This is a genomic window from Cupriavidus sp. 2SB (genome assembly GCF_005503625.1).
GTDB lineage: Bacteria > Pseudomonadota > Gammaproteobacteria > Burkholderiales > Burkholderiaceae > Cupriavidus.
Window position 1 is genome coordinate 43653 of sequence record NZ_SCMX01000038.1, and the last position, 20695, is coordinate 64347.

At 63.9% G+C, this 20695-nt stretch carries 14 protein-coding genes; 1 reads left to right on the forward strand and 13 read right to left on the reverse strand.

Annotation, left to right across the window (positions count from 1 at the left end):
- Positions 1–6: 6 nt before the first annotated feature.
- Positions 7–663, reverse strand: coding sequence for a response regulator (locus tag FFS21_RS18255; protein WP_137926190.1), 657 nt, complete (start codon positions 661–663; stop codon positions 7–9).
- The gene (locus FFS21_RS18260; RefSeq protein WP_137926191.1) at positions 660–2729 is read right to left on the reverse strand and encodes a type IV pili methyl-accepting chemotaxis transducer N-terminal domain-containing protein; all 2070 of its coding nucleotides are present in this window, start codon (positions 2727–2729) and stop codon (positions 660–662) included. The genes FFS21_RS18255 and FFS21_RS18260 overlap by 4 nt, the downstream gene beginning before the upstream one ends.
- 181 nt (positions 2730–2910) lie before the next feature.
- Here FFS21_RS18260 and FFS21_RS18265 point away from each other — a divergent pair, with 181 nt between their 5' ends.
- Positions 2911–4221: a hypothetical protein gene (locus FFS21_RS18265; RefSeq protein WP_137926192.1), complete on the forward strand. Its 1311-nt coding sequence runs from the start codon at positions 2911–2913 to the stop codon at positions 4219–4221.
- Here FFS21_RS18265 and FFS21_RS18270 read toward each other — a convergent pair whose 3' ends face one another.
- The 11 genes from FFS21_RS18270 to argA form a co-directional block, all read right to left on the reverse strand.
- On the reverse strand, positions 4222–5403 hold the full coding sequence (locus tag FFS21_RS18270) for an NAD(P)H-dependent flavin oxidoreductase (protein ID WP_137926193.1): 1182 nt from the start codon (positions 5401–5403) through the stop codon (positions 4222–4224).
- Between the two features lie 199 nt (positions 5404–5602).
- Positions 5603–6292 (reverse strand): carbonic anhydrase, encoded by a 690-nt coding sequence (locus tag FFS21_RS18275; protein ID WP_137926194.1) that lies wholly within the window; start codon positions 6290–6292, stop codon positions 5603–5605.
- A 3-nt stretch (positions 6293–6295) separates the two neighbouring features.
- Positions 6296–6979 (reverse strand): respiratory nitrate reductase subunit gamma, encoded by a 684-nt coding sequence (gene narI / locus FFS21_RS18280; protein ID WP_137926195.1) that lies wholly within the window; start codon positions 6977–6979, stop codon positions 6296–6298.
- Positions 6980–6997: 18 nt separating this feature from the next.
- Positions 6998–7765, reverse strand: coding sequence for a nitrate reductase molybdenum cofactor assembly chaperone (narJ, locus tag FFS21_RS18285; protein WP_137926196.1), 768 nt, complete (start codon positions 7763–7765; stop codon positions 6998–7000).
- A gap of 14 nt (positions 7766–7779) precedes the next feature.
- Positions 7780–9333, reverse strand: a complete 1554-nt coding sequence (gene narH / locus FFS21_RS18290; protein ID WP_137926197.1) for a nitrate reductase subunit beta — start codon at positions 9331–9333, stop codon at positions 7780–7782.
- Complete coding sequence (locus FFS21_RS18295) at positions 9330–13091, reverse strand: nitrate reductase subunit alpha (RefSeq protein WP_137926198.1); 3762 nt, start codon at positions 13089–13091, stop codon at positions 9330–9332. The genes narH and FFS21_RS18295 overlap by 4 nt, the downstream gene beginning before the upstream one ends.
- Positions 13092–13147: 56 nt before the next feature.
- Entirely contained in the window at positions 13148–14533 is a 1386-nt protein-coding gene (locus FFS21_RS18300; protein ID WP_137926199.1) for a NarK family nitrate/nitrite MFS transporter, read from the reverse strand.
- Positions 14530–15813, reverse strand: a complete 1284-nt coding sequence (locus FFS21_RS18305) for an MFS transporter (RefSeq protein WP_137926200.1) — start codon at positions 15811–15813, stop codon at positions 14530–14532. Before FFS21_RS18305 ends, FFS21_RS18300 begins: the two co-directional genes overlap by 4 nt.
- A gap of 306 nt (positions 15814–16119) precedes the next feature.
- On the reverse strand, positions 16120–18705 hold the full coding sequence (locus tag FFS21_RS18310) for a hypothetical protein (protein ID WP_137926201.1): 2586 nt from the start codon (positions 18703–18705) through the stop codon (positions 16120–16122).
- 172 nt (positions 18706–18877) lie between these two features.
- Positions 18878–19153: an oxidative damage protection protein gene (locus tag FFS21_RS18315; protein WP_137926202.1), complete on the reverse strand. Its 276-nt coding sequence runs from the start codon at positions 19151–19153 to the stop codon at positions 18878–18880.
- Between the two features lie 107 nt (positions 19154–19260).
- Entirely contained in the window at positions 19261–20613 is a 1353-nt protein-coding gene (gene argA / locus FFS21_RS18320) for an amino-acid N-acetyltransferase (protein WP_137926203.1), read from the reverse strand.
- Positions 20614–20695 lie beyond the last annotated feature (82 nt).

Here is a 20695-nt window from a genome sequence, read left to right on the forward strand (position 1 = left end):
ATGCGGTCAGGTGGCAGCGATGCCATGTTCGACCGCATAGACCGCTACTTGCACGCGGCTGGCGAGGTTGAGCTTCTTGAGAATGTTCTGCACGTGAATCTTGACCGTGCTCTCGGCCACGCCCAGATCCCGCGCGATTTCCTTGTTGATCTCCCCGCGTACCAGCCCTTGCACGATATCGCGCTCCCGCGCGGTCAGTGATGGCGCGTCGGCGGCGCGCGGCGCGGCAGCAGGCGGACTCGGCGCGCGAAACTGCTGCACCAGCTTGGCCGTCATCGCTTCGGAAATCACCGGTTCGCCTGCCGCCGCGCGGCGGATCGCGCTGGTCAGCGCCTCGGTTTCGATATTCTTGAGCAGGTAGCCGCGCGCACCGCTTCGCAGCGCCGTAGCCAACTCTTCGGCTTCCTCCGAAACAGTCAGCATGATGACTGCGCTGTCCGGGAGGTCTTCCACCATTAACTGCAACGCGTCGAGTCCCGAGAGACCCGGCATGTTCAGATCGAGCAGGATCACATCCGGCCGGTGCTGCTTGGCGCGCTTGATCCCTTCCACGCCGTCGGCAGCTTCGTCGACGATCTCGAAATCGGCCTGCCGCTGCAGCAGGGCACGGATGCCAGAGCGGAACAGCGTGTGGTCGTCGATCAGCAGGATGCGGATAGTCATGAGGCAGGCTCCTGGAGTCGGCGCAAGGGAATGAACGGGGTGAAGGTGGGGGATGGCGCCGCGTCGGCCGCGTGCGGTAGCGTGAGGGCGATGCGCACGCCCAACCCGGGGCGGGCGTCGATGGTCAACTCGGCACCGAGCCGCGCCGCGCGCTCTCTCATGATGTGCAGGCCGACGTGGGAGGTGTCGCTTACGTCGAGCCGCGCGGCATCGAAGCCGTCACCCTCGTCCTGCACCACAAGCCGGAACGCGCGGCCATGTTCGATGGAGATGGTGACGTGCTCCGCCATCGCATGCTTGCGAACGTTCGACAGCGCTTCTTGCAGGATGAACAGTATTTGCAACTGCTGTTCCGGCTGAAGCGGCAGGCCATGGTCGTCGATCTTCAACGTGGCCTCGGTGCGGCACTGACGCCGGAAGCGGGCCACGGTTTCCTCGATGGCCGGACGCATGTCGCCCGTGGTCAATCGCGAGCGGAAGTTGTTCAGTAACTCGCGTACGTCCTGGTAACTCTCTTCCACGCCGTGGCGCAGCAGCGGGACAATCTCGCGCACTTCGTCATGTTCGGCGCGTTCCACGGCATCATCGAGCAACTGGACCTGGAGGTTCAGAAAGTTCAGGCCTTGCGCAATGCTGTCGTGCAGCCCCTGCGCCACAAGATTGCGTTCTTCCACCACGGCCAATTGACGTGCGCTGGCGGACAGCCGCACATGTTCCAGTGCGGTGGCCAAATGCTGAGCCATGGTTTCGAGCAGTTGTCTATCCGACGGCGGCAATTCGCGCGGCGTGCGGAAATGGAGTGTGAAGGTGCCGACCGGACCGCGCAGCGTGTCGAGCCGGAAGGCTGCCATCGACAGGAAACCTTCGCGGCGGCATGGGGACAGCGTATCGGCAATCTTGTGGCGAGGCGCCGTATGGCGCAGATCGGCAATGGCGATGCTGCCGACCTGCGTGGCAAAACCGCAGTGGCACGCTTCGATCTCGGCACAGTGCGAACTGTCGGCCAGTTCTGCGGACAGTCCGGTGGACGCCACGCGATGAAGCTTGCCCTGGCGTGCGTCGACGATGCGCACGGTACCGCCGTCGGCATTGAATCGTTGCGTGACGCGCTCCAGGAATCCGTTGGCAAGCGCCTGTTCGTCGCCTGCCTGGTTCAGGAATGCCGCCATGTCATATAGCGTTTCGAGATCGCGATTCTGGCGTGCCAACTCGGCGGTCTTGGTCGAGACACGTGCGGCCAGATCCTGGTAGAGGCTTTGCAGTTCGGCCGCCATCCGGTTGAAGCCGGCATTCAGCGTGCCGAACTCGTCACGGGTTTCGATGGGCAGCCGCAGCGAGAACTCGCGTGCGGCCATGCGCCGCAAGCCATCCTGTAGTCGCAGTACCGGAAGGATGATCCACAGGTAGAGCAGGTAAATCACAGCCACGGTGCCCACGCAGGCGATGGCCGCCAGAATCACCTGGGAGAGGCGCAGCAGGTCTGTCTTGCGGGCGCTATTCTGCTCGATCAGTCCGACTAGCTTGTTCGCGCGATCCACGAAGGCGGGTAGTGCGTGGATGTATTGGGAAGGGGTGCCCGCCACGGCCAGTGGTTTGAGGTGGCGCTCCCAGTCGGCCTGTACGGCGCGGAGTTGTGCCCGCATGGCGGGTTCATTGGGGAGGACCAGCGGTCGTGCCGGATTGCCCTGGCGTAGCTGCGCGAGCGTGTGGTCCATCGCCTGGATCTCGGTGGCCAGCGCGTTGGGCTCATCGGCGACCGCGAGCGATAGTTCGATGGCGATGCGGTTGGCGCGCATCCGGAGGCTGCCGGCATCATTGATGGCCGCACCGGCGCCTTCCAGTTTCCAGGATAGATACAGGGTCCCCGAAATCATTGTCAGCACGACCAGCAGGGATGCCAGCGACAGCAGGATGATGCGTGTAGACAACCGATAGCGCGGCGGCGTCAGGCGAACCGTCTCGGATACATGGGCGGTGTCTGGCAGGGGCGGCTGCCCGCCAATGTGGGGGCTGCCATCAGGGCGGGAAGTCTCGTGCGGGAAGTGGCGGGGTTCTGATTCTGGCATGGGGCCGGGTTGGCGCAAATCGAAGGGGGCGGGCGCAACCTGGTTGTCGATTTTCCGCTCCTGCTGCCTCAATACTTCTGCGCTAGATCAAGAAAATGGCAGGTTGCGACGACGGCGTTATAGGGGGGACGTCCCAAAATTTCGAGGGTGTATCACGTCGCGAAGGCAGGCGAGGAGAACAATGAAGGCGGTAGATCTCGATTACGCGCAGGCACCCCGACCGGCGGTGGTGTTCGGTTGCCTGATGCCGGCGCCATGGTTGGGTGCCTTGGCGGGACTGTTGTTGGCGATCGGACCCGTCGATGGCCTGCCGGACCGATTCGCGCCTTTGGCGCTCGCTGCCGTTCATGCGCTGGCGCTCGGGATGCTGCTGCCGGTGATGGTCGGAGCGCTATTTCAGATGATGCCCGTGGTGGCGCGAGTGTCCGTATCGGGTAGCCGCTTTGCCTCGCCATTTGTTGCACTGTGCGGCGCCACGGTTGCCTGCGGGCTCGCGGTCGGGTTTCTTGGTCTTGGCCCGCAGGGGCTTCGCTGGGCGGCGGTGGCCGCATTGTTTCTGGCTCTGGTAGCGGGTTTGCTGCTTGCAGCCGGTCGCCGGGTCGAACGGGTCGATGCGACCACGCGCACGCTGGCGGGTATCGGTGTGCCGTTGCTGGTGACCGTCGCAGCCGGCATGGCATTGGCCGGAATGCTCGGTGGGATGTGGACGCTGCCGCTCGACAAGATTCTGCCGCTGCACGTGGCATGGGGACTCGGCGGTTGGCTGGGGGCCCTGGTTTCGGGAGTGTCGGCAAAAGTGCTGCCGATGTTCTGGCAGGCGCGGCGCCTGCATCGCCGTGTCGCCGGGGCCTTGCCATGGCTGCACTGGCTGCCGCTGGCCGTGTTCAGCGTGGCGCTGGCGGTCAACCCGTCAGGGTTCTGGGCTGTCGGGGCCTTGCTGGTGTGGCTCGCGCTGGTGGGGGTGCTGGCGACATCCATGCTCATTGCAGTACTCCGTGCCCGACGACGGCACGATCAACACTGGTTGCTCTGGATCGTCGCCATCGCCAGCATGCTGCTGGCCGCGATACTTACCTTTCTGATCCTGCTATGGCCGGGCGATATGCCGGCCGCCACGGCATGGTGGATCGGCGTGTTGGCAATGGTGGGAGGGGGTGTGCTGCCAATCACGGCGATGCTCGGCAAGATCGTGCCATTCCTGGTCTGGCTGCATCTGCGACGGCTGCTGCCGCTGCGCGCGCGGGTGCCGGTGATGCAGGAAATCATCTCGCCGGCGCGGCAGCGGCGACAGGCGGGGTTGATGCTGGCGGCCTACGGCGCGTTGCTCGCATTGCCGGTCGCCCCAGGTCCGATGGCGCGGGTGGGAGGGGTACTTTTTGCGCTGGCCTGTGCCTGGCTTGGCATGCAGTTGCTCGGCGCTATGCGCTGCATGCTTGCGATGCGCCGGCAGGGTGGGTTGCCGCCACGCCTGCCAGACACCAGCATCGAGTGACTAGGCCGCGAGCGCGGCGGGAGCGACGGGAACCTCCAGATCCTTTGGTTTTTCGCCCGTCATCAGGTAGTGCATCAGGTCGGCCACGGGCCGGATCGCCTCGCCGAAGGGCAGCTTGCCTTTGCCGCGGAAGAACAGGCCGCGCTCGACATCGCCGCGTACGGCCTGCGCCAGCTTGAGGTCGATGCAGAACTGGCCGATCTTGGCGATGCCGTCGCGCAGCCCGCAGTTCTGCAGGCAATCGAAGCCTTCAAGGCAATCGCGTGCCTTGGCGCGGCGTTGCAGACGGGTTTCGCTGGCGAGGTAGCGGGCCAGCCATGGCGTCAGCACCGCACGGGCCGGCAAACCGGCGACACTGGTGAACTCCTGGAGCGCGTCCGGTGTGGCGGTGGCCAACACCTGCTTGAACGCTGGATGCGCGTCGCATTCCTCGGTGACGGCGAACGCTGTGCCCAGTTGCACAGCCGAGGCACCTTCGCTGATCCAATGCTTGGCCTTTTCGTGCGTATTGATGCCACCGGCCAGGATCAGGGGAATGCTCTCCCAGGCCAGTCCTAGCGTCTGGAACAGCTCGCGGCACTCGCGCAGCACGCGCGAGAACGAAAAGCGGTCATCGCCGAGGTCCTGGATCGTGGCTGCGCCGAGATGGCCGCCAGCATGGGCGGGATGCTCGATGACGATGGCGTCGGGCAGGCGTCCTTTCTTCATCCACCGACGCAGCACCAGACCGATGCCGCGGCTTTCGGAGAGGATCGGAATCAGTGCAACTCTGGGATGGTCCGCAGCCATTTCTGGCAGGTCCAGCGGCAGGCCAGCCCCCATGACGATGGCATCGGCGCCGCTTTCGCAGGCTTGCCTGACCATCTGGGCATGCGAGCCGATTGCCTTCATCACATTGACCGCAATGGCGCCGCGCCCATTGGCGAGTTGGCGGGCCGCGACGATTTCGCGGTCCAGCGCGATGCGGTTGGCGGCTTCGATCTGCGTCTTGTCGCGGGTTTTGTGCAGTTGAGCCATCAGGTCCGGATGGTGATGGCGGAGGTCAATGCTGGCAATCGTGCCCATGCCGTTGTGGGCAGCCACGGTACCCGCCAGGCGATGGGCGGAAATACCAACGCCCATGCCGCCCTGGACAATGGGCACCAGATTGCGCCCGGCAAGTTTCAGCCAATGTTGATTCATGAGTCCGTTCCGGTAGGGATTGTTCGACGGCCGCCCTTGTGGCCGCCTTGTCTCCCCACCGGTTTGCTCGCCGGTGCAGGCACCATGCTGGCGGCAGGGCGGAATGGGTGGAGCGTGTCACGGCAAACGGGCTTGGACCTTAATCCAACGCAAACCGGAGCGATTTCTGCCATGACGCATCTGGATCGTGTCCCGGGCATCACCCGCAAACGGGTGACGTCCGGCGTAAGGGGCACACCAGCGGCAGGAAGCTGTCGGCACGCGCCGAGTACGCGAGCAGCGCGCCAGCCTGCAGGTCGAAGTACCAGCCGTGCAGCGTCAGCGCACCGCGCCCGCACGCTTCGCGTACAAACGGAAACGATTCGAGGTTGCCGAGCGAAACCAGGATAGCGGCCTGCTCGCAGGCGCGCTGGCGCTGTTCCGCCGTTGCGTGGGAAAGCGACTGCTCGACCATGCGCCGCGCCGGGGAGGCGATGCGCACCCAGGGACCGATGAAGTCCTGACCGGCATCGATCCTGCCGGCCTCTTCGGGATCGGGCCGCGCCAGCAGTGCGCGAATGCCGCCGCAGCCGCCGTGCCCCATGACGATGATGCGCTCTACGCGGAGTTGTTCCACAGCGAACTGGATGGCGGCGGACACGCCATGCAGCCGCCCGGCCTCCGTCTCGTGGCAGGGCGGCACGAGGTTGGCTACATTGCGCACGGTGAACAGGTCGCCCGGATCGCAGCCCAGCAGCAGGCCGGGATCGACGCGCGAATCACTGCAGCCGATCAGAAGTGTCTGAGGATGCTGGCCGCTGCGGAGGGAATCGAACAGCGCTGGCGCGTCCTCGAAGTAATGCTGCTGGAAACGCTCGAAACCCTTCAGGAGTCGTTCGATCGTGTGCATGAGCTATCGACTTCGCACCAGCTGCCACGCGCGGCCAAGGTAGGCCACGGACGCAAAGCCGCTCCACACATGCACAAGCCTGGTGAACGGAAAGATCGCGAACAGCGAGATCCCCATGAACAGATGAGCCTTGAAGACCAGCGGGGCATCGGCAATGTAGCTTGCGGCATCGGCGCGCAGCGTGACGATATGCTGGGCCCAGGTCATCAACTGCAACATCATGTGGCCGTCCATATGGCTGGCCGAGGCGAAGATCGTCGAGAGCCCCAGCAGCAGCGTCACCAGCAGCCACAGCAGCAGGACCTTGTCGCCCGTGCGCGTGACAGCGGATACGCGGGCATTGGTAAGCCGGCGGTGCAGCAGGATCAGCAATCCGGCCAGGCACATCGTGCCCATCACGCCACCGGCTGTCATTGCCACGGCTTGCTTGAGGCTGTGCGAGACACCGAGCGCATCCCAGACCGCCACGGGCGTGAGCAACCCGCCGAGGTGGCCGAAGAACAGCCCGATGATGCCGACGTGGAACAGGATGTTTCCGACGCGCAGGTTGCCGCGATACAGCACCTGCGAACTGTCGGACTTCCATGTGTACTGCTCGCGCTCGAACCGCGCGAGGCTGCCGAACAGGAAAATGGCAGCGGCGATATACGGATAGACGCCGAAGAGGAATTGGTTGACCAGGTTCATGATGTTTCTTCTCTGGTTTTACGATTGAGAGGCGAGTTCCGATTGTTTTCTCCCCTCTCCCGCGTGCGGGAGAGGGGCGGGGGAGAGGGCCGGCGGTGGCTTTGCGAGGAACTGGATAGTGGCGACATGCTTTCCCTCTCCTCCAACCCCTCTCCCGCACGAGGGAGAGGGGAGCGAACCCGAGCCGGGGCCAAGCAGCGGCTCCACACCATCCGCCCCCGGCCCAAACATCTCCATGGCCTCGTCCATATCCCGCACGGGCGGATCTTCCTGCGGCTGTGGTTGAACATCGGTCAGCGTGCGCAGCACTGCAAACACGCTCGCATATGGGCTGTCGTTGCGCGCCAGCCGATCACCGATTGCAGCGAGCACGTGGATGGCGTCGCCTAGCAACTGCTCGGCGTGTGCCTCTCGTCCATCCAGCGCGAGTACGCCCAGGAACTCCAGGAACAGCGGTACGTAGTCAGGCAATTCGGATGTGACGAGGTCGAAGCCTTCGCGTCGGTATTCCTCCAACAGGTCCACCATTGCCTGGCCGCGATCGCGGCTCTCGCCATGCACATGCTCGAACAGGTGCAGCGAGTGGGACGGATTGCGGTCGAAGGTGGCCACGTAGTTTTCCTGCAGCGAAATCAGCGACGTGCTGCGCAACAGGTCGGTGAGCGGGGCCAGCAACGTGCGGGCCTGCGGCCACTCGGCCAGGCACTGCTCGATCTCGTCGAGGCTGTCGAGCAGCGATTCGTCCGGGTAGGTGAGCAGGGCGCTCAGTACGGTATGAATTTTCATCTTCGTTTCCCGGTTCAGGTGGCCAGCGCCTTGCGGCGCGACGTAGGCAGGTCTGCGTAGGCGACTTCCGGCTGTGGCTTCTTCTTGCCGAACAGCGTGCCGTCCGAAGTGCCGCCCGAGCAGCCGTTGCCAAAGCTGAAACCGCAACTGCCTTTCTCGTCAAAGCTGTCCTCGGCCATTTCCTTGTGGGCGGAAGGCACCACGAAGCGATCCTCGTAGTTGGCGATGGCCATGATCTGGTACATCTCCTCGACCTGGGCCGGCGTCAGGCCCACTTGCCGCAGCACCGCCAGGTCTTCCACGCCATCCACGGACTGGCTGCGCTTGTACGCGCGCATGGCGAGCATGCGATCAAGCGCCGACAGCACAGGCATCACATCGCCGGCCGTCAGCAGGTTGGCGAGGTATTGCACGGGGATGCGCAGGCTCTTGACGTCCGGGATCACACCGTTCATGCCCATGAAGCCGGATTCGGCGGCCGACTGGATCGGAGAGAGCGGCGGGATGTACCAGACCATCGGTAGCGTGCGGTACTCGGGATGCAGCGGGAAGGCTACCTTCCACTCGCAGGCCATCTTGTAGACGGGCGATTTGCGCGCGGCGTCGAGCCAGCTCTGTGCAATGCCCTGGCGCAGCGCCTCGGCCTGAACGGCGGGATCGTTCGGGTCCAGGAAGATGTCGAGCTGCGACTGGTACAGGTCGCGTGTATCTTCCACCGACGCGGCTTGCTCGATGCGGTCCGCGTCATAGAGCATCACGCCGAGATAGCGGATGCGTCCGACGCAGGTTTCCGAGCAGACCGTAGGCTGGCCAGCTTCGATGCGCGGATAGCAGAACACGCACTTCTCGGCCTTGCCGCTCTGCCAGTTGAAGTAGATCTTCTTGTACGGGCAGCCCGAGATGCACATGCGCCAGCCGCGGCACTTGTCCTGGTCCACCAGCACGATGCCATCTTCCTCGCGCTTGTAGACCGAGCCGGACGGGCACGACGCCACGCAGGTCGGGTTCAGGCAGTGCTCGCACAGCCGGGGCAGGTACATCATGAACGTGTTCTCGAACGTCGAGTACATGTCCTTCTGGATGTTGTCGAACAGCTTGTCGCGGCTGCGGGAGTCGAACTCGCCGCCGAGGTCGTCTTCCCAGTTCGGACCCCATTCGATCTTCTCCATCTTCTTGCCGGTGATGGCGGAGACCGGGCGCGCCGTCGGCGGCGTTTCTACCAGCGGCGCCTTCTGTAGGTGCTCGTAGTCGTAGGTGAACGGCTCGTAGTAGTCGTCGATCTGCGGCATGTTTGGGTTGGCGAACATGTTCGACAGAATCTTCGCGCGGCCGCCCTGGCGCGGCGTCAGGCTGCCGTCGGCGTTGCGCTTCCAGCCGCCGTTCCACTTGTCCTGGTTTTCCCATTCCTTTGGAAACCCCACGCCGGGCTTGGTCTCGACATTGTTGAACCAGGCGTATTCCACGCCCTCGCGGCTGGTCCATACGTTCTTGCAGGTTACGGAGCAGGTATGGCAGCCGATGCACTTGTCGAGGTTCAGCACCATGGCCACTTGTGCGCGGATCTTCATTGCGGGGCTCCTTCAGACTTCCTTGCCTTGTTTTGGGGGGAGGGATCTTCTTTTCGCGGACCTTCGAGCCAGTCCACCTTGTTCATCTTGCGCAGGATCACGAACTCGTCGCGGTTGCTGCCTACCGTGCCGTAGTAGTTGAAGCCGTAAGCCAACTGCGCGTATCCGCCGATCATGTGCGTGGGCTTGGTGACGGCGCGCGTCACCGAGTTGTGGATGCCGCCCCGCATGCCGCTGGTCTCGGCGCCCGGTACGTTCACGATCTTTTCCTGGGCGTGGTACATCAAGCACATGCCCTGCGGCACGCGCTGCGACACCACCACACGAGCGGTCAGGGTGCCGTTGACGTTGAACACTTCCACCCAGTCGTTGTCGCGGATGCCGTTGGCCTTGGCCTCGGTTTCCGAGATCCACACGTGCGGACCGCCGCGCGACAGCGTCAGCATGCGCAGGTTGTCGGAGTACGTGGAGTGGATGCCCCACTTCTGGTGCGGCGTGATCCAGTTCAGCACGAGTTCGGGGTTGCCGTTCGGCTTGCGGCCCAGCATGGGGCTCACGGTCTTGGTGTCGATGGCCGGTTTGTAGACGCATGCACCTTCGCCGAAATCGAGCATCCACCGGTGGTCTTGATAGAACTGCTGGCGGCCAGTCAGCGTGCGCCATGGAATCAGTTCATGCACGTTGGTGTAGCCGGCGTTGTAGCTGACTTCCTCAGATTCCAGGCCCGACCACGTAGGCGCGGAGATGATCTTGCGCGGTTGCGCCTGCACATCGCGAAAGCGGATCTTGTCGTGCTCGCGGCCTTCGGCCAGATGCGTGTGATCGCGACCCGTGATCTTCGACAGCGCCTCCCAGGCTTTCACCGCGACGTGTCCATTGGTCTCGGGTGCGAAGGTCAGGATCATTTCGGCAGCGTCGATGGCCGTCTCAAGACGCGGCCGGCCCTGGCTCACGCCGGGCTCGGTCACGGTCTTGCTGAGGTGGCCGATCTCGCCCACTTCGTGCTTCGTGTCCCAATTGATGCCCTTGCCGCCATTGCCGAGCTTGTCCAGCAGCGGCCCGATCGATGTGAATTTCTTGTAGATGTCCGCGTAGTTGCGCTCCACCACGGTCATCGACGGTGCGGTCTTGCCCGGGATCAGGTCGCATTCGCCTTGCTTCCAGTCCTTCGGCTCGAAGGGCTGGCCCAGTTCGCCCGGGGTGTCGTGCAGCAGTGGCGTGCAGACCAGATCCTCGCGTGTGCCGAGATACAGGCCGGCGATCTCGGTGAACTTTGCCGCGATGGCCTTGTAGATTTCCCAGTCGGTCTTGCTTTCCCACAACGGCTGCACGGCTTCGGACAGCGGGTGGATGAACGGGTGCATGTCCGACGTGTTCAAGTCATCCTTCTCGTACCACGTGGCCGTGGGCAGCACGATGTCGCCATACAGGCAGGTCGTGCTCATGCGGAAGTCGAGCACAGTCAACAGGTCGAGCTTGCCCTCGGCGGCAGGACGCACGGTGACTTCGCTCGGCTTGATCGCGTCGTTTTCATCCCCGAACACGGCGTTCTGCGTGCCGAGCAGGTACTTGAGGAAGTATTCGTGGCCCTTGCCCGAGCTGCCCAGGATGTTCGAGCGCCAGACGAACATGTTGCGCGGGAAGTTGGCGGGGTTGTCGGGGTCGTCGCACGCAAATTGCAACGTGCCGGACTTCAACTGTTCGACGGTATGGGCGATGGGGTCCTTGCCGGCGGCGCGCGCATCGGCCACTACGTCGAGCGGATTGCGGCCCAGTTGGGGGGCCGAGGGCAACCAGCCCATGCGCTCGGACTTCGCGTTGAGATCGAGCAGCGACAGGTTCTCGTAACGCTTGCGGTCGGCGGTGGGCGCGAGGATCTCGTCCACGCCGAGCTTCTCGTGGCGCCATTGGCTGGTGTGGCTGTAGAAGAACGAGGTGCCGTTCATCTGGCGCGGCGGACGCGACCAGTCGAGGCCGAACGCCAGCGGTGCCCAGCCGAACTGGGGCCGCAGCTTTTCCTGGCCCACATAGTGCGCCCAGCCACCGCCGCTCTTGCCCACGCAGCCGCACATCATCAACAGATTGATGATGCCGCGATAGATCATGTCGTTGTGATACCAGTGGTTCAGTGCGGCACCCACGATGACCATGCTCTTGCCTTGCGTGCGATCCGCGTTGTCGGCGAACTCGCGCGCCACCTGGATCACAAGCTTGCGCGGCACGGACGTATGCTTCTCCTGCCAGGCTGGGGTGTAGGGTACGTCATCGTCGAAGGACGTTGCCACGTTCGGGCCGCCCAGCCCCCGATCCACGCCGTAGTTCGCCATTTGCAGGTCGTAGACCGTGGCCACGTGGACCTTGCTGCCATCGGCCAGCGTCAGGCAGCGCACCGGGACGCGGCGCGTCAGCAGGTCGGCGTGTTCGCCGCCAAAGTAGGGGAAACCTACCTCGACGACTTCATCGTCATGGCCAATCAGCGAGAGGCGCGGCATGATGTCGCGCCCCGTGCCGCCATCCTTCATCTCCAGGTTCCAGCGGCCTACCTTCTCGCCGCCGTTGTGGGCGCCTTCACCCCAGCGGAAGCCGATGGAGCCATTGGGTGCGACGATGTCGCCAGTGGTCTCGTCGATCAGCAGTGTCTTCCAGTCTGGCTGGTTGGCCTCGCCGAGGTTGCCGTCGAGCTGCGATGCACGCAGGAACTGGTCGGGCACGAGCGTCCCGTCCTGGTCACGCAACGCCACGAGCATCGGCATGTCGGTGTATTGCCGGATGTAGTCGCGGAAGTACGCGGACTTGCCGTTGGCGTGGAATTCCTTGAGCACGACATGACCCATCGCCATGGCCAGCGCGGCATCTGTGCCTTGCCTGGGCGCGAGCCAGATGTCGCCAAACTTGACCATTTCACCGAAGTCCGACGACACGGCCACGGTCTTGGTGCCCTTGTAGCGGACCTCAGTGTAGAAGTGCGCATCGGGCGTGCGGGTCTGTGGCACGTTCGAACCCCAGACCATCAGGTAGGTGCTGTTGTACCAGTCGGCAGATTCGGGCACATCCGTCTGTTCGCCCCAGATCTGCGGGCTGGCCGGTGGCAGGTCGCAATACCAGTCATAGAACGACAGGCAGGCGCCACCGATCAGGCTCAGGTAGCGGGCACCGGCGGCGTACGACACCATCGACATCGCAGGAATGGGCGAGAAGCCGATCACGCGGTCGGGGCCGTATTCCTTCACCGTGAACGCGTTGGCGGCGGCGATGATTTCGGTGGCGGTGTTCCAATCGGCGCGCACGAAACCACCCTGGCCACGCACGCTCTTGTAGCGCGCGGCCTTCTCGGGGTCCTGGCTGATCGATGCCCACGCGGCGATGGGGTCCATGGTCTTGCGCGCCTCGCGCCACATCTCCATCAGGCGGCCCCGGATCATCGGATATTTCACGCGCTGGGCCGAGTAGACGTACCAGCTATACGACGCGCCACGCGGGCAGCCGCGCGGTTCGTGATTGGGCAGGTCGGGGCGGGTGCGCGGGTAGTCGGTCTGCTGGGTTTCCCAGGTGATCAGGCCGTTCTTGACATAGACCTTCCACGAGCACGAGCCGGTGCAGTTCACACCGTGCGTGGACCGCACGATCTTGTCGTGCTGCCAGCGGCTACGATAGCTGTTTTCCCACTTGCGGTCCTCGTTGACCACGGTGCCATACCCATCCGCGTACGTGGACTTGATCCGCGACAGGAACTTCAATCGATCCAGAAAGTGAGACATGTCTTATGTACTCCGACTTGCTTTGTTTTGTGGGGCCTGGAAGGGGTGACTTGCACTCAGCAGGGCATGGGGGCATTGCGACGGGCGTAGTACCACCACGTCACGAGTACGCAACTCACGTAGAAGGCGATGAAGCAATACAGCGCGGCATCGGGCGTGCCGGTCATCTCCAGCGATGTGCCGAAGCTCTTGGGGATGAAGAAGCCGCCGTAGGCGCCGATTGCACCTGAGAAGCCGAGCACCGCAGCGGACTCCTTGCCCGCGTCCTGCAGCGCCTGCTTTTGCGCCGCGTCGCCACGCCCGGCGGCGGCGCGCTGGCGCTCGGTCAGGAAGATCACCGGAATCATGCGGAAGGTGGAGCCGTTGCCCACGCCCGCCAGTGCAAACAGGACGATGAACGCAGCCAGGAATGCCTGGAAGTTGCCGACGTTGCCGTCGTGGGGCAGGGCGGCCAGCACCGCGCAGACGGCGGCAATCATGCCGACGAAAGTCCACAGCGTGACGCGCGCCCCGCCAAGCTTGTCCGAAATCCAACCGCCCACCGGGCGCGTCAGCGCGCCGACCAGCGGGCCGAGGAATGCGTAAGCCGTGGGATTGATGCCGGGGAACTGCGACTTGGTGAGCAGCGCGAGTCCGGCAGAAAATCCGATGAACGAGCCGAACGTGCCGATGTAGAGCCAGCACATCAGCCAGTTGTGCTTGCGCTGGAAGATCACGGCCTGCTCCGCAAACGATGCGCGTGCCGAGGCGATATCGTTCATGCCGAACCACGCGGCCAGCGACGCCACCACAATGAACGGCACCCAGATGAAGCCGGCGTTCTGCAACCAGAGGCTTTGCGATACGCCATTGGCGGTGTGGGTTTGCGGTTCACCGCCGAGCGCACCGAACACGGCCAGCGACACCACCAGCGGCGTGACGAACTGCACCACCGATACGCCGAGATTGCCGATACCCGCGTTCAATCCCGTTGCCAGCCCTTTCTTCGCCTTGGGGAAGAAGAAGCTGATATTGGCCATCGACGAACTGAAGTTCGCGCCACCCAGGCCGCACAACAGGGCCAGCACCAGCAGTGTGGGGTAGCTTGTCGAGGGATCACGCAGGGCAAAGCCGATGCCGAGCGCCGGGATCAGCAACAGGGCGGTGGAGATGGCGGTGAAGCGCCGTCCGCCGAAGACTGGAACGAGGAACGAGTAGAAAATGCGCAGCGTGGCGCCAGACAGCGCGGGCAAGGCCGTGAGCCAGAACAATTGGTTCTTGCTGAACTGGAAGCCGGCGCGGTCAAGGTTGACCGCCACTACGCTCCAGAGCATCCAGATCACGAACGCCAGCATCAGTGCGGGAATCGAGATCCAGAGATTGCGATAGGCGATGCGTTCGCCTTCCGCGCGCCAGAACACGGCGTTCTCGGGCTCCCAGCGGGTCAGTACGGAACTGGTCATGATTGTTGGGGAATGAGGGTTGAGGGTGCAGAACGTTCGCCACGGTGGCTGTAGTGCATCCAGACCAGGCTTACGCAGACCGTGCCGTACATCAACATGAAGCAGCTGCTGCCGATGCCGGTGAGGTCGGCCAGTGCACCGAACATGATCGGGAGGATGAAGCCGCCAAGCCCGCCGGCCAGGCCCACCACCCCGGATACCGCGCCGATGTTGTGCGTGAAGTCATTCGAAATGAACTTGAAGACCGATGCCTTGCCGATGGCGAACGCGATGCCCACTACGAACATCAGGATCGTGAACAGCGTGGGCGTCAGCGCGATGTGGAACGATTGCGGACCGGTGGCGGTGTAGATCGTGAAATCGGTCTTCGGATAACTGAGCAGGAAGAACGCCACCCAACTGATCCACATGACCCACCACGTGGTGCGATGCGCGCCGTAGCGGTCGGAGATCCATCCGCCGATCGCGCGCAGCACGCCGCCTGGCAGCGAGAAGCAGGCGGCCAGGAAGGCAGCGGTCTTGATGTCGAAGCCGTATTCGCCGATGTAGTACTTGGTCATCCACAGCGCCAGCGCCACGTAGCCGCCGAACACCACGGAGTAGTACTGCGAGTAGCGCCACACGCGTGGATCGCGCAGCATCGCCATCTGTGCGCGCCAGCTCGTGGCCGAGGCCGAGCGGTGCGAAGGATCGCTGCGCGAGAACACCCAGAACAGCACGGCGGTGACGAGCATCGCCACGGAGTACACCTTCGGCACGATTTCCCAGGTGCCGGCCGCGAGGATCAGTACTGGTGCCACGAACTTGGTCAGCGCGGCCCCCGAGTTGCCGGCGCCGAAGATGCCCATCGCCAGACCCTGCCGCGAACGCGGGAACCACCGTGCGACGTAGGGCGTGCCCACCGAGAACGAGCCGCCGGCCAGCCCGACGAATAGTCCCAGCACCAGCAGTTGCCAGAACGTGTGGACATAAGAAATCAGCCAGATCGGCACCACCGTCAGCAGCATCAGCACGAAGAACACGATCCGACCGCCGTAGCGATCCGTCCAGATACCGAGCGGCACACGCACCAGCGAGCCGCTGAGCACAGGCGTGGCTGCCAGCAGGCCGAACTCGGTATCGCTAAGGCCCAGTTCGGCTTTGAGCGGGATGCCGAGCACCGCAAACATCATCCAGACGGCAAAGCAGATGGTGAAGGCGAAGGTGCTGGACCAGAGGGTCATCCAGCCCCCGGGAGGGACCGGCGCTGCGGATGAAGAAGGGTGCGATGCTGAAGACATAGCCGTTTCCGGAGTCACTTTGAAGAGTGATGCCAGAGTAGGCCGATGCCGGGCCCACGCCTATTCGTCAGGCGAGGAGGGGAAGGGGAATGGGATAGGTGAGTGGAACTAGGTCGGGAGAACTAGGTGAAAGACTTGTACTTTTCTCCCTTTTCGGTTTTCTCCCCTCTCCCTCTGGGAGAGGGCGGGGGAGAGGGCATGCGGTGCAAATTGCGATGTGGTCGGCAAGCAGAACCTCCGGCCCTCACCCCCAGCCCCTCTCCCGCAACGCGGGAGAGGGGAGCGGACCGGCGGGAAATCAAATGCCTACCGGCAAATCTTCCGCCGTGCCTTCACCCGCGGCAGCACCTTAGGCGCATCCTGCCCGACCTTGTCCGCCATAAAACTGATCGGGTTGTTCATATAGGCCGCCAGCTTGTCACGCACGAACGATGTGTCGTCGCCCACCGTCGAGATGATCCCCGTCGTCGCGCCGCCGCCGAGCAGCATTGTGAAGATGCCGCGATACGGGAAGTCGCCATAGGCGGGCACGCTGACGTCGAACGGCTCCGAGCGCTTGAACATGTCTTCGGCGGTGCTGCCCATTGCCCAGTGGAATGCCTGGGGGAATTGCAGCGCGACAATCCTTGGGTGGATGTTGTGATAGTCCGAGCCAATGGCAGCGTCGCCGAAGATGTAGGTGCCGCCCGTGCCCCAGTTCTGGGTGTCGAAGTCGACGTTGACCGCATCGCTGACCAGCGGCGCATGGCTGGCCGGAACCTGCCACGGCATGATCGGAAACTTCAGGTCGCGGCTCAGACCAGCGCAGAAGTCGAAGAATCGCTCCCACTCGTGCGTCCAGTAGCAGTAGCCGTTGGCGTAGCTGCGGATCGTGAAATCGTCGGCCTCGTAGCGGTCCACGGCCAGGAAGTCCGGCACGTCCGGACCTTCGTGGACGCGCATCGCGCGGATGAAGGCCGCTGTCTCCAGCGCGTTGAGGCGCGGTGCATCATCGGACGAGTAGATCCACTCCGACGCCCCCACCCCCCAGAGGTTGACCTGCCAGCCGTACGTCACAGCGGGGGCGATGGTGCGGAACAGCCAGTTCACCGCTGCCACATAGCCCCGGATGTTTTCCTCGATGTGCGAGGGAATGGTGGCCGCCACGTTCCAGTGGTCGAGCGCCATCCGCAGTGGCTCGCGCACGGGCATGGCGTACTCGGGGCCGAATCCGCCTTGCTGGCACGCGCCCAGGAAGTCGGGGTTGATGACGTAGCCAGCAGGCACGGGGTGATCGGCATCGATGTGCTCGTTCACCAGATTCAGCGAGAGGATCAGGTTGCCGAAGCTGTGCGCCAGGCCCTGCTTGTTGGCGAGTTGCGTGGGCGTGTCACCGAGCGACAGGTTGCATGTGTACGAGACGATCACCGGCAACACCTTGTGCCCGCCACCGATCTGCCGCTCCACATCGCGTGCGAGCAGCACCGTGGCCGTGGTCTGGTTGTCGGAGGTCAGGTAGACGTTGGCATCGCCCGCGCCGTCGAAGCCCGCGTACTTGAACACCGACGATGCGCGCGCGGCCACGAAATCCGCCGCATTGCCCGGCGTCAGGTCAGCGCAGCCGCCGAAGCTCAGAAAGCTGGGAAAGCCGCGCACGTTCAGGTTGGCACCCTTGGCCACGTCGATGGTCAGCCGCGAGGTGCCGTTGGGCAGTACCAGCGCCTGCACAGGTGTGAAGACGTTGTGGACCGTGCCGTCGATGATGAAGTCCGAGACCTCGACGTCGTAGTGCTGGGGCTGCGCCGGTACGGCGAAGTCGTAGATATGCGTGCCCGCCAGCAGGTGGAAGTCCTGCTTGTAGGTCATGTTCGGTGCCACGAGCCGCACGGTGAGCGGCGTCGCCACGGCCACGTCGGACGTGATGAATACCGGCAGCGTGACATAACCACCGGTGTCCACTGCGGTGGATGTCATCTCGGCCTCGGTGAACACGACCGCTTCCACCGATGCGGTCAGGTTGCGCAGCTTGGATGGGAAGCTGTAGCGCACGTTGTTCAGGCTGATCGTCCTGGCGTTCACATCCACCGCACCCGCCGTCGGCAGGCCAGTCAGCGGCAGCATGTTGTCGGGAGCCAAGCCAACTTCGGCCAGGACCTCGCCGGTGTTGCGGACCACCACGCTGATGTCGAGTTCCTCATCGTCCAGAACGGGGATCGGCCCGACGGCGAGGTCGAGGCGGGCATAGTGCTGGGCCGGGCCATAGTCGATGACGAGCGCGGCCGTGCCACCTGCTGACAGCGCGATGCTGGTGGGATGCACCTGCGCATTGGCCACCACGGTATAGGTGTGGTTGGCGAGCGGGCTCACCGACACCTGGTAGTTGCCACTGGGCAACGAAATAGGCGTGGTCGTGCCCGGCGACACGGCCCGCGCATGGATCTGCGAGCCTTCCGTAAAGGTAACGGTCTGCGCCACGGAGTACAGCGCGGGGTCGGGAGCGGAGGCCGTCTGGATGCGCACCGTGCCGTTGGTACTGGGCAATGCATCGGCGGCCAGAGCAAACGACGACAAGTAGGTCTCGACATCGTCGCCGGTCAGATCGCCGTTGATGCCGATCTGCACCTTGTCCGTTGCCGCGAACGTATAGGCGGATTCGAGGCCGACCTCCGCCTCGACGTTCCAGTGCTGTCCGTCGATCTGATCGTTCTGGGTCCGGGCCGTGGTGGCCCGCCAGCTTTGCAACTGAAGATTGAAGTCGGTGGGCTGCACGGCTGCCGGGGAGCGGAACTTCAATCCGAGGAAGTGCTCGACCCTGACGGCCGTGCCGTCGCTGTTGCGGATATTCGAGATCGAGATCACGCCGTACCACTGCGACGCGCCGCTCTCCACCTTGATGTCGAAAAGAATTGCCATGGTTCCTGCCTCCGCCTGGTTGTGAACGCAGCGCGCAGTGCGCCGTCGTCAGCGCAGAGTAGGGGGCAAGACAGGGTGGGGGGAATGGATTGCCGAAGCGGCGGGAGGTGGAATATTTCCCCTCTCCCGCGTGCGGGAGAGGGGAGCAAACCAGTAGCGGGAGCGGAACCGCTTAAGCCGAAGGCGGCGGCACGTAACCCATGGCTTGATCAGCGCCTTCACCGAAGAAATACTTCTCGGTCTGCTTGAGCAGGTACTGGCGCGCGCGGGTGTCGGCCATGTTCAGGCGGTTTTCATTGATCAGCATCGTCTGGTGCTTGAGCCAGCCGGCCCAGGCTTCCTTCGAGACGCTTTGCCAGATCTTCTTGCCGAGTTCGCCCGGCAGCGGGGGGAAGTCGAGACCTTCCGCTTCCTTGTTCAGTTTGACGCATTGGACCATGCGGGCCATGTGGGACTCCTTCTTTCGTGTGGGCGCTATTGTAGCCAAGCTCGCGGGACGGGGCAGCGGCGGCTGCCCATGTCCCTGCGGCGCATATTGTTATGTCGTACCAGGGGTTACAGCTTCTTCATCAGCACCATCGACTTGCGCTGCCAGTTGTAGAGCTTGCGCTTGTCTTCGGGCAGGTCGTCCACGCTGGCGTGGACGAAACCACGTTTCAGGAACCAGTGCTCGGTGCGCGTGGTGAGTACGAACAGACGCTCGAGTCCCAGCGTACGGGCGCGGCGCTCGATGCGCTTGAGCAGCCGCTCGCCGTCGCCGGTGCCCTGCGCTTCCGAGGAAACGGTCAGGCAGGCCATCTCTCCCATGTTCTCGCGCGGGAATTCGTAGAGCGCGGCGCAGCCGAACAGCACATTGTCGTGCTCGATGACCGAGAACTTGTCGATGTCGCGCTCGATCAGGTGGCGTCCGCGTGGCACCAAAGTGCCATCGGCTTCCAGCGGGGCGATCAGTTGCAGGATGCCGCCCACGTCGTCGAGCGTGGCTTCGCGCAGGCTTTCCAGATCGGTATCGGACACCATCGTGCCCACGCCATCGTGCAGGAACAGTTCCAGCAGCACCGAACCATCGAGGTCGAACGGAATCAGGTGGGCACGCGGCACACCGTTGCGCAGCGCCTTGACCAGATGCTGGAGGTAATAGGCCACGTCAGGCGGCAGGTGATTGTTCTGCAGGCGCTCCATGGCGGTACGCAGCGACATCTCCTTCATCAGCTTGCCCACGGCATCGGGCACGCCTGGCACTTCGGTGATGTAGATCAGCTTGTCGGCCTTGAGCGCGCTGGCCGTGGCGCTGGCCACATCTTCCATCGACAGGTTGAACGCCTGCCCGGTGGGCGAGAAGCCCAGTGGCGACAGCAGCACCACCTTGCCGTGCGACAGCGACATGCGCATGGATTCGTCATCCACCTTGCGCACGAGTCCCGTGTGCTGGTAGTCCACGCCATTGACGATGCCCACTGGCCGAGCGGTGATGAAGTTGCCGGAAATCACAGAGAGCTGCGCGCCGGCCATCGGCGTGTTCGGCAGGCCCTGGCTGAAGGCGGCCTCGATGTCGAGGCGCAGTTCGCCGGCAGCTTCCTTGGCGCATTCCAGCGCCGCGTTGTCGGTGATGCGCACGCCATCGGCGTACTGCGACTGCACGTTGCGCAGCGCAAGCTGTTCTTCCACCTGCGGCCGCGAGCCGAACACCAGTACTACGTGCATGCCCATCGCGTGCAGCAGCGCCACGTCGTTGACCAGTGCGTTGAGCACACCGGCCTTGACCAGTTCGCCGCTGAAGGCGATCACGAAGGTCTTGCCTCGGAACGTGTGGATGTACGGGGCGACGGCGCGCAGCCAGTCCACGAACTGCTGCTGGTCCGGCGGGCTGGCTTCGGCCAGTTCGGCGCCTGCCAGGGCGGACGGAATCGGCGTGACGGGCGCAGGCACTTCGGACTGAGCGTCCAAGGCAGGAGCGGTCGGGGCAGGGGCGGCGGCAGGATCGGGGTCC